The organism is Gilliamella sp. WF3-4, assembly GCF_001690275.1.
Lineage (GTDB): Bacteria > Pseudomonadota > Gammaproteobacteria > Enterobacterales > Orbaceae > Gilliamella > Gilliamella apicola_C.
The window spans coordinates 66025-78468 of sequence record NZ_LZGW01000020.1; the positions used below are offsets into that span (position 1 = coordinate 66025).

A 12444-nucleotide genomic window follows, 5' to 3' on the forward strand; every position below is an offset into this window, starting at 1 on the left:
AGTTTAAGTTAGCAAAAGAAAGCTGGTAAGGATAACGTTTTCCCATATATTTTTTCATTTAGCTAAAATTAATTGGATAACAACAATGACCCCCGCCATAAATTTACTTAAAAAACTTAAAACGCAATTTAACATTCACCAATATCAGCATGATCCCAAGCAAACCCATTATGGGCAAGAAGCGGTTGATAAACTCGATCCCAGTTTAAATGTCACCGCATCACAAATATTTAAAACGCTGATTGTCAATTTAAATGGTAATAATAAAACATTAGCGGTGTGCGTATTACCTGTTAATGAGCATTTAGATTTAAAAAAAGTGGCACAGAGGCTAAACTGTAAAAAAATAGATTTAGCCGATGCTAATTTAGCCCAAAAAGTAACGGGGTATTTGGTGGGTGGAATTAGCCCATTAGGTCAAAAACAACAACTTTTTACACTCATTGACAGTAGCGCCAACCAACACAAAACCATGTTTATATCAGGTGGTAGAAGAGGATTAGAAATTGAAATTGCACCTCAAGATCTAGCTGATATATTGCAAGCCCAATTGACTGATATCACTATTAAACATGATTGATCACATTCATATTTAATAAGATTTATAGGTTAGATTCGTTAAGATGATGATGAAGCAGAAAATGAAAATAATCGACGTTCTTTGATATACGTATTTTATTTTTTAATTGATACAAAAATAATGAAATAACAAATTAAAGCGACAAGGTCATGAGAATATGCTCATGACCTTAAAATAACTCCCATCAATAAAATCGACAGAAAGGCAGCAAACTTATTTGATTGCTTCTTTTAAACTTTTACCTGATACAAATGCAGGCACTTTGCTTGCTTCAATTTTAATTTCTTTACCTGTTTTCGGGTTACGACCAGTACGTGCTTTACGCTCGTTGACTTTGAATGTACCGAAACCAACTAATTGAACTGGCTCACCTGCTTTTAATGATTCAGTAATAGCAGCTAATGTAGCTTCCAATGCTGTTTTAGCAGCTACTTTAGTAATATCAGCTTTGCTAGCAATAGCGTCGACAAGTTCTGTTTTATTCATGGATATATCCTTACATATTATTTTATTGTTAAAGTTAACATTATAAACAAAGCTAAAATTTAGCTTCGCTACTGTAAACAGTGTTTAGATTACATTGCGGTTAAATGTAGTCTATATTCATCTAATATTAAAGAAAAATTTAATAAAAAATAAAAAAATTACACTTTAAATCGCTTAACCGCACAAAAAAACACCAATATTGCTTACTCCAGATGCTCGAATTTCATCTTTTAAGCCTTTTATCAACTCAATCATCTCATTATTTTCATCACGTAATAATCGTAATATCTCCCACTGTAAATCAAATTCATCAATCACACTAGGTAAAGTTTGTTGCGCATCTGGTGAAAGATTAACATTAGTTTTAGTCATTTCAAATTCAGCAATGGTGGTTGCCGATATGCTACTTACTTTAGCGGTATGATCAGCCATTTCACCACTCAAATAAGAGTGTAAAACCTCACCAAGCGCCTGACAAGCATCGATAGCTGGGTAAATCATATAAGGACTGTCATCTGTTACCGTTGGAATGATAGCTTCTAATTTTTCAAGTTGTAAATCAAAATTGATTTTTGCCTCTTCAACTAATAGTGACTCCCAGACTAAATCCAGTATTTTTTTGTAACTTTTAGCGACTTCTTCGGTATGTTGTTGTTGACAATAAAAAACCAAATTCGGGTACATACGTTCACATAAACAAATCATAAACAAACGTTGCTGCCAAGGGGCTAACTTTGCTAATCTTAATTGGACTGGATTTTTAATCATGACAAAACCTTTTGGGACCGTTGATGCACAGCATCAATCAAATACTGCACATGTTCTACAGGAATATCTTGATGAATACCGTGACCTAAATTAAAAATATGCCCATTATAAGCACCAAATTCTTTTAGAACGGCATCAACATTAGACTCGATTATTAATTTGCTAGCATAGAGGACTGACGGATCCAAATTACCTTGTATAGCAATTTTTCCTTTTTGGTGAATATCGCGCAAATTAACGCTCCAATCAACACCAATCGCATCACAACCTGTGTTGGCAATACTATCTAACCACAGCCCTCCCCCTTTTGTAAAAAGCGTAACAGGAACATATGAGCTGATATCGTCAGTTTTAATGCCTCGTTTTAATTTTGATAAGATAAGTTGCATATAATGCAGCGAAAACGTTTGATAGCTCTGATGGCTCAATACACCACCCCATGTATCAAATATCATTATCGATTGTGCCCCAGCTTCGATTTGGGCGTTTAAATACAAAGCGACGCTTTCAGCGAGCTTTTCGAGCAGCAAATGTAATACTTTAGGTTTGCTATAAAGTAAGCGTTTAATTTTAGTAAAAGCTTTACTACTGCCGCCTTCTACCATGTAAGTTGCTAATGTCCATGGGCTACCCGAAAAGCCAATTAATGGAACCTTACCATTAAGCTCTTTTTTGGTTAAACGAATCGCATCCATTACATACTTAAGCGATTGCTCAGGATCAGGGATCGGCAATTGCTCAATATCAGATAAACAGGATATTGTTTTAGCAAATTTAGGACCTTCACCCGCTTCAAAGTGCAAACCCAGCCCCATAGCGTCAGGAATGGTCAAAATATCAGAAAAAATAATAGCCGCATCAAGATCAAAGCGTTTTAATGGCTGTAGCGTCACTTCACAAGCTAATTCAGGTGTTTGGCACATAGTCATAAAATCGCCCACTTTTGCTCTTAACTGACGATACTCCGGCAGATAGCGTCCAGCTTGACGCATCATCCAAATAGGGGTGTAATCAACAGGTAAACATTGCAATGCACGCAAATAACGATCGTTTTTTAATTGGCTCATATCTTCAGCTCTTTAAATCAAGTGTTTATTTTGTCAAAGAAGTTTTAGGTAAGCAGCGTTTTAATATAACATCATCTCACTTAACTATTATTTATTTGTGATTTGAAGCTAAGGTTGTGATAATGTATTTTTTGCATAACAAATCAACGTTTCAGAAATATTTTGCATGACACTGCTTTCAGGTGCAAAACGATGCCAATATAGCATACGCCTTTGATATAGCCCTTCTGTTAAATTAACCAATTCACCATTCTTCAGCTCTTGTTCAATCTGTAACTTTGGTAGCATACAGCACGCAGAGCCTTGTTTAGCTAATTGCACAAACGCCTCAGATGAACTGGTGATATGACACACCACACTGCCTGGGGTAAGGTTAAAATTTTCTTGTAAAAAAGCCTGATGCATATCATCTAAATGGTCGAATGCAACCGCTGGCGCTTTAAGTAAAGACGATCGCGTGACACCATTTGGAAAGTACTTTTTAGCAAAATCAGGAGAGGCAACAAAAATATAGTCTAATGCACCTAATAAATCAGACAAACATCCTGGTAAAGGGTTAGCTTGAATACTAATTGCACCAACGACTGTGCCTAAGCGTAGCAGTTCTAAAGTATGCTCTTCATCTTTTACCTGAATATCGAAACGTAAAATATTTTTATCTAAAACAGGCTTTAACGCTGGTAAAAGCCATGTTGCTAAAGAGTCAGCATTAATCGCAATCGACAATGACAATGGTGTAGTATTTTGTTCATTATCACCTAGCCATTGTTGTTCTAATAATTCAACTTGGTGTAGTAACCCCAAAAGATGCTCGCCTTGTTTGGTTGCTTTTGGCGGAATGGTTCTCACTAATAGTTGTTGACCAAAAAAGCTTTCTAACTGCTTAATGCGTTGCGATACTGCGGGTTGTGTAATACACAGCTTATCAGCTGCTCGCTCAAATCCTCGTTCTTTTATCACTGCATCTAATGCTTGTAATGCTCTATAATCTGGACGCTTCATAATCTCTTTACTAATGATTTGATCACTGCTTGAATATTCAAGCTACTTTAACATCGCAATAAGTTTTAAACATATCAAACATTGATATATTTTCTTAAAATCCTAATGATTTTTACTTTCCAATTGGGTACTATGCCATATCTTCAATAATTTTGCTTTTAAAATTTTATTTTTTTTAAGAAAAAGTATCCTCAAAAATAGGTGATACCATGACACAAGACGAATTAAAAAAAGCCGTAGGCTGGTCAGCATTGAAATTTATTAAACCTGATTCTTATGTTGGTGTGGGAACCGGTTCGACAGCATCCCACTTTATTGATGCATTAGCTACAATAAAAGATCAGATCAAAGGTGCTGTATCAAGCTCTGAAGCATCGACACAAAAATTAAAGAGCTATGGCATTACTGTGCTTGATTGTAATGAAGTGGATAGTTTGGATATCTATGTTGATGGTGCTGATGAAATCAATCACCAGTTACAAATGATTAAAGGCGGAGGCGCTGCTTTAACACGTGAAAAAGTGGTTTCAGCCATTGCCAAACAATTTATTTGTATTGCCGATGAATCAAAAGTTGTTGATGTATTAGGTAAATTCCCGTTACCCATTGAAGTGATCCCAATGGCTCGCTCTTATGTTGCTCGTGAATTATTCAAACTAGGTGGTAAACCAATTTATCGCCAAGGCGTCATAACGGATAATGGTAATGTTATTTTAGACGTTCATGACCTTATCATTGCCAACCCCATAGAATTAGAAAATCGAATAAATAGTATTGCTGGCGTGGTAACGGTTGGGTTATTTGCCAACAAAGGGGCAAATATTGCGCTTATAGGAACACCTTCGGGAGTAAAAGAGCTAAAATAAATTTGCTTATCATAATCAAATTTATTGCTTTTATATCACTATAAGGCTCAATTTATATTCTGAAAGCAATGAGAGGAAATAATGACTATTCAAACGTCAACCAAAGATGAAAACAAATTTTTATTACTTGAGGGTATTCATCCTAGTGCCATAGAAATATTAAAATCGGCAGGTTTTACCAATATTGAGTACCATAAAAGTGCATTATCGCCCGAAGAACTTAAGCAGGCATTAAAAGATGCTCGTTTTATTGGGATCCGCTCAAGAACTCAATTAACCAAAGATATTATTGATGCCGCCCCCAAACTTGCTGGCATTGGTTGCTTTTGTATTGGCACTAATCAGGTTGATCTTGATGCGGCAACGGTGAAAGGGATTCCTGTATTTAATGCACCATTTTCTAATACACGATCTGTTGCCGAGCTAGTCTTAGCTGAAGCGGTATTGCTACTGCGCCGAGTGCCCGAAGCCAATGCAAAAGCTCACCGAGGTAAATGGAATAAAATAGCTACTGGTTCACACGAGGCTCGTGGTAAGAATTTAGGTATTATTGGTTATGGACACATTGGTAGCCAATTAAGTATTCTAGCTGAATCGTTAGGAATGAATGTTTATTTTTACGATATTGAAACCAAATTACCGTTAGGCAACGCTAAACAAGTGTCATCAATGAAAGAGCTGTTAGCGATAAGCGATATCGTTTCAATGCATGTACCCGAAAATTCAACAACGATAAAAATGATAAGCGATAGCGAAATAGACGCCATGAAACAAGGTGCTATTTTAATTAATGCTTCACGCGGTAAAGTCATTGACCTTGATGCATTAACTCATGCACTACAAACCGATAAAATTAGTGGTGCAGCAATTGATGTCTTTCCAACAGAACCGGCTAGCAACAACGATCCATTTGAATCGCCATTGTGCCAATTTGACAATGTCATTATCACCCCTCATATTGGCGGTTCAACCAGTGAAGCGCAAGAAAATATTGGCATTGAAGTCGCCACTAAACTCGCAAAATACTCTAATACAGGTGCAACACTTTCTGCGGTTAACTTTCCCGAAGCATCGTTGCCTATTCCAGCTAAAGGAGCAAGTCGCTTTATTAATATTCACCGTAATCAACCAGGCGTATTAACCGCGATTAATACCTTATTTGCTGAACAAGGGCTTAATATCTCGGCACAATATTTACAAACCGATGCCAAAATTGGTTATGTTGTGATTGATATTGATAGAGTCAATCCCGATAAAGCCGAGGAATTGCTTGATAAACTAAAAAATGTCTCAGGCACTATTCGCGCAAGGTTGCTGTTTTAATTTAATTGCACTCAATGCCGCCTATCTTTCTTTAGGCGGCTAATAAATTAGATATCAATAAAAACAAAGAGCACTAATATCCTAATTAAGTTCTATTGATTAGTCATGTTACTTTATAAAAAGGGTTTAAAACATAATGCACTAAAAGGCGATAATTACTTAGCATGATCAAATTATCCGTTATGCCCGTTTTTTGCTGTTTGCCTATTTCACCCAATTAGTTTGCACAATTCACTACTCGCCGTTTAACAACGAGTAGTGGCAATAAGCTTAAGGGGATACGCATGCAGCTAACGCAAGGGGATCTAACCTATCATACATACCTAATGCTCCTGAAACTGTATCAACCGCCAAATAAGACCCAGGTTCCGTCTGACTACTCGTCCAAAGATCTCTTACACCACTAGCGCTTGCCCAAGTAATATCATATGTGCCACGACGATAATAATCTTCATCTTCATCTTCATCATTATAATCATTATAATCATTAGGGTTGTATTCACTAACAAAACGCCCCCATTCATTAAGTAATCCTCCTATCCAACGAGATCCACGCTTAAAACTTAAACGTCGTTGATAAAAGCCATATTCAAGCTCTGGTATACCATCGGTCCAACCCACGTATGGGTCATTAGAATTTGTCAAATCATTCGCACCAGGGACACGATAGCCACTACCTAACTCTTGACAAAACCTTGTAGCTTCTTCATATGTCACTCCTTCATAGACTAGTTGGCCGTTTGTATCTACAGATGAGGGAGGATTATTTATATACCAACGCGCTATTTTAAAGCTATAAAGTAAACGGGTATGACTACTATCAGCATAAATGTTAAACACCGATGGCGAAAAACGCTTATCTATTGAATCACGAGTTGGCCCATTTAACTTTATTTTTAAACCTTTTTTAAAATCTATCGGCCTGGGTCTTCCATTCCAAGGCTGCCAATTCACCTTAGAGAAAGAAAGAGATAAGGTTACACCATGACCACTTGCTGCTCTAATAGTTGTACCATTTGCGGCAATAACTTGTTCTGGCGTTATGCCGACTAACACTAAAAAGAAGTGTAACCCATTTGCCCCAGTCGTTGGAAAGTTCTCAATAGACCTATCGACTTGGTGAACTTTAAATCCCAAACCTTGTATCCAATTAGGACCGTCCATTTCAGGATAAAATCCACCATCCAATTCATTATTAGGCAATGCATAACAGCTTGTCGGTATATCTGCCTTATTGCCCAAATAATAAGTATGACTAATCTCATTAAAAGTACTGGTTTGCGGCAGACCATACTCTGTTGATAATGTGCCATTAGTTGCCGTCATAGTGAGTTGGTAAGGTACATCACAGCCGTTTAATAATCTATTAGGGTTAGCTTTAATTTCGGCAGTAATATCTTTATCATCAGCGTCTAACCATTTGACTTTTAGCTTACCTGTCGCACTGGCATTACCATCTCCATCAGCATCGCCCCAATAATTATGTGGCTCGCCGATTAAGTTACTTAGCTCAATACTTGGGTAATGCGTATTATCTGTTAATGGTACAAATGTTTGAATATCAGCAAATGTTTTTACTTCGCTAGGTAATGCTATAGGATTTGTGTAGCTTGAATTATCAACTTTGGCATTAGGATATAATTCGCTATTTTCACCTGGAGCAATATACAGGCTACCATCAGGTAATTTAATGCTGAGCAAGCCTTCTTCACTCATTATTTTCGTTACACCATTATCCAAGCTTAAATAAGGAGCACTGCCTTGTATCACATTAGAGGTTGTTGCTGATAATGCTGTAGCATTGGTTGATACCATTAAGCCCAATAAAGCACCTGATATTGATAACGTATAACGATTAATATTCCATTTGGACAACGCCGACAATGTACTTTGATAATCTGTTTTTACGTTTTTTATAAAATTAATTTTTTGTACAAAAGACAAATTAGTATGACTATTCATTCCACCATTACCTGTTATAACTTATTGGTTATTAATTCCATTTTTCTAAATATTATCAATTATAAACAAAAATAAGCCTTATTTAACCAACTTTTTTAGTTACAATTTTATGTTATTTATTTTCCATTTATCTGCACTTTAAGTAGGTTAATCGCTTTTTGTATAAGCTTAAGGAGATACGCATGCAGCTAGCACAGTATTTTCCCCCCATCTTCCATCAGTTAGGCTTCCGTCTATTGGGCTAACCAAAAGATAATTATTATTTAATAGAGAATTTGTCCAATAGAAATCATCTCCCCAAGTAATCGCATAGTCACTGTTCTGTAGAGCCGATTCCTCACTACCCCAATCCTCCTCATCATCATAATTACCCTGCCCTTTAAAAACACTAGCCATTCTCCCCCATTCACTAAATAAACCGCCTATCCAACGACCTCCACGCTTAAAACTCACACGTCGTTGATAACCGTAACTTTCCGTCTCCATTACACCACCATCCCATCCCTCAAAATTGGCATTTGTGAGATCATTAGCTCTAGTGATACGATAGCCACTAGCTAGCTCTTGGCAAAACATTGTAGCTTTTTCAAATGTCATATTTTCATAGACTGGCTGTCCATATTCATCGGAGGAGGGAGGATTATTTATATACCAACGCTCTATCTTAAAGCTATAAAGTAAATGGGTATGATTGCTATCAGCGTAAATTTTAAATACTGATGGCGAAAAACGCTTATCTCTTGAATCACGAGTTGGTCCATTTAACTTTATCTTAACGCCAGTTTTCGAATTTATCGGCCTCGCATCCCAACGCTCTTGATCTTCCCAAGTATATGAGTAATTCCAATTCACTTCGGCTGCAGAAAGCGATAAAGTTACGCCATGACCACTCTCTGCATGAACAGTAGTACCATTTGCGGCAACAACTTGCTCTGGTGTTATACCCGTTAATAATAAAAAGAAATGTATACCATTTGTCCCTGTCGTTGGAAAGTTCTCGGTTAATTTATCAGCAGAATGAATTTTAAACCCTGCATTTACTACCCAATCAGGGCCATCTGATGCCGCGCGTTGGCTATCATATCGAGTGTTAGGCAATGCATAACAGCTTGTCGGTATATCTGCCTTATTGCCCAAATAATAAGTATGACTAATCTCATTAAAAGTACTGGTTTGTGGCAAACCATACTCTGTTGATAATGTACCATTAGTTGCCGTCATAGTGAGTTGGTAAGGTACATCACAGCCGTTTAATAATCTATTAGGGTTAGCTTTAATTTCGGCAGTAATATCTTTATCATCAGCGTCTAACCATTTGACTTTTAGCTTGCCTGTCGCACTGGCATTACCATCTCCATCAGCATCGCCCCAATAATTATGTGGCTCGCCGATTAAGTTACTTAGCTCAATACTTGGGTAATGCGTATTATCTGTTAATGGTACAAATGTTTGAATATCAGCAAATGTTTTTACTTCGCTAGGTAATGCTATAGGATTTGTGTAGCTTGAATTATCAACTTTGGCATTAGGATATAATTCGCTATTTTCACCTGGAGCAATATACAGGCTACCATCAGGTAATTTAATGCTGAGCAAGCCTTCTTCACTCATTATTTTCGTTACACCATTATCCAAGCTTAAATAAGGAGCACTGCCTTGTATCACATTAGAGGTTGTTGCTGATAATGCTGTAGCATTGGTTGATACCATTAAGCCTAATAAAGCACCTGATATTGATAACGTATAACGATTAATATTCCATTTGGACAACGCCGACAATGTACTTTGATAATCTGCTTTTACGTTTTTTATAAAATTAATTTTTTGTACAAAAGACAAATTAGTATGACTATTCATTCCACCATTACCTGTTATAACCTATTGGTTATTAATTCCATTTTTCTAAATATTATCAATTATAAACAAAAATAAGCCTTATTTAACCAACTTTTTTGTTAAGTTTTGTAAAGATAAAACATGGACTGATCACTTGTTAGGCACACTTAAGAAATCAATGCGATAGTACTACACTAAATCAACAATAAACGGGATAAAAATAACGATAAACACAATAAATATCACTTTTTTGTGCATAGAACTTTTTTGTGCATAGAACAAAGTACCTAATAATGCGCTTATTAGGCAATACGATAGTTTGTTAAAAATAGCTTAGATAAAAAAGAGATTGACAAAATTTTAACTATTATACAATTAAATAATTAATGAAAAATTAGTCTAATTTTGATGGCAAAAATAATCTATTGTGTAAAAATTATAATTTAATGTGATTTATTTTCCGTTTATTTTCACTTTAATTAGGTTAATTCCTTTTTGTGTTAGCGCTTCAAAGTACCTATTATCTAAATTATCGTCGGTGATAATTGTATGAACAGCACTTAAATCACACACAACATTGGGGCTACGACGACCAAATTTTGATGAATCAACTAATAAAATTAACTTTGCAGCAGCCTTACTCATTGCCACACTACCATGGTAACTTTCATTAAACGTTGTGACGCCACCAACTAAATCAACACCATCAGCCCCCATAAATAACATATCAAAGGTATAAGATTCAAATGCGGCAATAGCTAATGCATTGTTGCTATGAAAAGAGGCTGATTTTCGACGAAACGTGCCTCCCGTTAAAATAATAGTTTGATCATTATCGTTCGCAACCAATTCATTAACCATATGCAAACTATTGGTCATAATCGTGAGGTTATTAAATTTAGCTAGCGTTGGGATCATTTGAGCAACGGTGCTTCCAGCGTCAAAAATGATTGAATCCCCCTCATGAATCAGCTTAGCGGCCTCTTCTGCTATGGCTTTTTTTTGTGCGGTATTAATATAAGTTTTGTGATCAATAGCTCTATCTCCAAGCTCTCGATTTAACATTGCACCACCATAAGTACGCAAAACTAAGCCACTTGCATAAAGTTGTGTGAGATCTTTACGAATTGTTGTTCCTGTTGTTTTAAAATGCTCGACCAATTCATCTACACTAGCTTGCCCGTTACTTTGCAGGTATTCTAAAATCGCTGTTTGTCGTTGCTTCACTTTCATAATAAAATCCCATCATCATTAGCATGCATATATAAATAGTAATACTTTAAAATATATTATTTCATAATGAAAGGGAATATTTTTCAGAATAAAAGTTAGTTATTTTTTATCTGTGGCTAATGCCACAGTCAATGCACTTTGACACGCAATATCATTGGGGAAAACGTTTTCAGGCATAATATCAGCAATAGGTAATCCATGTAGCTGAATGATGGGCTTTGGTGAGGCAAAAACAGTAATACCTTTCATCAATACAGAGTCAATAACCACTTGATTTTCATCTAATGAAATAGCTATTAATACTCTTGGTCTAAATCGTTTTGTTTTGCTACGACCAATACCTAAATAAGCCCCTTTGTTCATCGCTAAAAAGGCTTGATTAAAGCGCCGAATTTGTAGCCAGCTAAATACAATTTGAAGACACCAAGCAATAAGTGCAATTACAATTAAAGTATTACTCATATTCATGGTTATTCTCCATTATATGTTAGGTATAAAATATGCGAAAATTGTTTGGTTTAATTTTCGCATATCATCTTAACTAAAACATTACTTGCCCACCAGTAATATTAATAGATTGCCCAGTACAATAAGATGCCTTATCACTTGCATAAAATAGCAGCACATCTAGCACATCTTGATAATCACAACCGCGTTTAAGTGGCACTTTATCAATATAAACTTGCTCTACTTGATCATCTGGAATACCTAATTTTTTAGCGTATTGTGGTATTAATGATTGAAACATTGGTGATTTTAATAAATTACCCAGCATCAACGAATTAACAGTGATACCATGATCAGCAAGATCTAAAGCTAAAGACTGTGTTAACCCAACTCCACCAAATTTAGCCGCACTGTATCCTGAATTATGTTTGCTACCAACTTTGCCTGATTTTGAATTAATTTGAATAATTCGACCTTGAGTATTATATTTGATCATCAATTTAGCAAATTCACGCGCGCATAAAAAATAGCCTGTAAGATTAACATTCACCGATAATTGAAAATCGGTCAATGTAAAATGGCTAATAGGTGAAGCTTTTGCAACACCTGCACTATATACCATTAAATCAACATGTTTAAATGTACTATCAACATCTTGTGCTAATTGGATTACACTTTCTTCGTTGGTAGCATTAACCCCAAACCCTTGAGCTGAGCCAGCACCATGTTTTTGATTAATGGCTTCCGCTACCTTATTCGCATTGTCAATATTCAAATCAGCAACAACAACTTGGTATCCTGCATCAGCGATACCTTTGCACAAAAACTCACCTAAAGTTTGACCACCACCGATAACAACTGCTACTTTTTTCAT

Annotated in this window: 12 protein-coding genes; 3 read left to right on the top strand and 9 right to left on the bottom strand. The window is 36.1% G+C overall.

The window, feature by feature from the left end; translation table 11 throughout:
* Positions 1–85: 85 nt before the first annotated feature.
* Positions 86–580, top strand: coding sequence for a Cys-tRNA(Pro) deacylase (ybaK, locus tag A9G47_RS05220; RefSeq protein WP_065642360.1), 495 nt, complete (start codon positions 86–88; stop codon positions 578–580).
* Positions 581–793: 213 nt separating this feature from the next.
* Here ybaK and A9G47_RS05225 read toward each other — a convergent pair whose 3' ends face one another.
* From A9G47_RS05225 to A9G47_RS05240, 4 genes are all read right to left on the bottom strand, one after another.
* A complete protein-coding gene (locus A9G47_RS05225; RefSeq protein WP_065566205.1) occupies positions 794–1066 on the bottom strand; it encodes an HU family DNA-binding protein in 273 nt (90 codons plus the stop codon).
* Positions 1067–1240: 174 nt separating this feature from the next.
* Positions 1241–1834, bottom strand: a complete 594-nt coding sequence (locus A9G47_RS05230; RefSeq protein ID WP_065642361.1) for a YjaG family protein — start codon at positions 1832–1834, stop codon at positions 1241–1243.
* Positions 1831–2901, bottom strand: coding sequence for a uroporphyrinogen decarboxylase (gene hemE / locus A9G47_RS05235; protein ID WP_065566207.1), 1071 nt, complete (start codon positions 2899–2901; stop codon positions 1831–1833). Before hemE ends, A9G47_RS05230 begins: the two co-directional genes overlap by 4 nt.
* A gap of 108 nt (positions 2902–3009) precedes the next feature.
* Positions 3010–3903: a LysR family transcriptional regulator ArgP gene (locus A9G47_RS05240; protein ID WP_065566208.1), complete on the bottom strand. Its 894-nt coding sequence runs from the start codon at positions 3901–3903 to the stop codon at positions 3010–3012.
* 209 nt (positions 3904–4112) lie between these two features.
* Here A9G47_RS05240 and rpiA point away from each other — a divergent pair, with 209 nt between their 5' ends.
* Together rpiA and serA are read left to right on the top strand one after the other, a co-directional pair.
* Entirely contained in the window at positions 4113–4769 is a 657-nt protein-coding gene (gene rpiA, locus A9G47_RS05245; RefSeq protein WP_065580131.1) for a ribose-5-phosphate isomerase RpiA, read from the top strand.
* A gap of 81 nt (positions 4770–4850) precedes the next feature.
* Complete coding sequence (serA, locus tag A9G47_RS05250; protein ID WP_065566210.1) at positions 4851–6092, top strand: phosphoglycerate dehydrogenase; 1242 nt, start codon at positions 4851–4853, stop codon at positions 6090–6092.
* 270 nt (positions 6093–6362) lie between these two features.
* Here the strand turns inward: serA and A9G47_RS05255 are convergent, their stop codons facing one another.
* The 5 genes from A9G47_RS05255 to srlD form a co-directional block, all read right to left on the bottom strand.
* Complete coding sequence (locus A9G47_RS05255) at positions 6363–8054, bottom strand: hypothetical protein (protein ID WP_065642362.1); 1692 nt, start codon at positions 8052–8054, stop codon at positions 6363–6365.
* Positions 8055–8222: 168 nt separating this feature from the next.
* Positions 8223–9911 carry a hypothetical protein gene (locus tag A9G47_RS05260; protein ID WP_065642363.1) on the bottom strand — a complete coding sequence of 563 codons (1689 nt, stop codon included), beginning with the start codon at positions 9909–9911 and terminating at the stop codon, positions 8223–8225.
* 432 nt (positions 9912–10343) lie between these two features.
* Positions 10344–11123: a glucitol operon DNA-binding transcriptional repressor SrlR gene (gene srlR / locus A9G47_RS05265; RefSeq protein ID WP_065568335.1), complete on the bottom strand. Its 780-nt coding sequence runs from the start codon at positions 11121–11123 to the stop codon at positions 10344–10346.
* A gap of 99 nt (positions 11124–11222) precedes the next feature.
* Complete coding sequence (locus tag A9G47_RS05270; RefSeq protein ID WP_065568334.1) at positions 11223–11591, bottom strand: transcriptional regulator GutM; 369 nt, start codon at positions 11589–11591, stop codon at positions 11223–11225.
* Between the two features lie 73 nt (positions 11592–11664).
* On the bottom strand, positions 11665–12444 hold the full coding sequence (srlD, locus tag A9G47_RS05275) for a sorbitol-6-phosphate dehydrogenase (RefSeq protein ID WP_065642364.1): 780 nt from the start codon (positions 12442–12444) through the stop codon (positions 11665–11667).

Coding starts and splice junctions, on each gene's coding strand:
- A9G47_RS05225 (WP_065566205.1), bottom strand. CDS start 1,066: ATGAATAAAACAGAACTTGTCGACGCTATTGCTAGCAAAGCTGATATT.
- srlD (WP_065642364.1), bottom strand. CDS start 12,444: ATGAAAAAAGTAGCAGTTGTTATCGGTGGTGGTCAAACTTTAGGTGAG.
- ybaK (WP_065642360.1), top strand. CDS start 86: ATGACCCCCGCCATAAATTTACTTAAAAAACTTAAAACGCAATTTAAC.
- A9G47_RS05255 (WP_065642362.1), bottom strand. CDS start 8,054: ATGAATAGTCATACTAATTTGTCTTTTGTACAAAAAATTAATTTTATA.
- A9G47_RS05260 (WP_065642363.1), bottom strand. CDS start 9,911: ATGAATAGTCATACTAATTTGTCTTTTGTACAAAAAATTAATTTTATA.
- A9G47_RS05240 (WP_065566208.1), bottom strand. CDS start 3,903: ATGAAGCGTCCAGATTATAGAGCATTACAAGCATTAGATGCAGTGATA.
- A9G47_RS05230 (WP_065642361.1), bottom strand. CDS start 1,834: ATGATTAAAAATCCAGTCCAATTAAGATTAGCAAAGTTAGCCCCTTGG.
- hemE (WP_065566207.1), bottom strand. CDS start 2,901: ATGAGCCAATTAAAAAACGATCGTTATTTGCGTGCATTGCAATGTTTA.
- rpiA (WP_065580131.1), top strand. CDS start 4,113: ATGACACAAGACGAATTAAAAAAAGCCGTAGGCTGGTCAGCATTGAAA.
- srlR (WP_065568335.1), bottom strand. CDS start 11,123: ATGAAAGTGAAGCAACGACAAACAGCGATTTTAGAATACCTGCAAAGT.
- serA (WP_065566210.1), top strand. CDS start 4,851: ATGACTATTCAAACGTCAACCAAAGATGAAAACAAATTTTTATTACTT.
- A9G47_RS05270 (WP_065568334.1), bottom strand. CDS start 11,591: ATGAATATGAGTAATACTTTAATTGTAATTGCACTTATTGCTTGGTGT.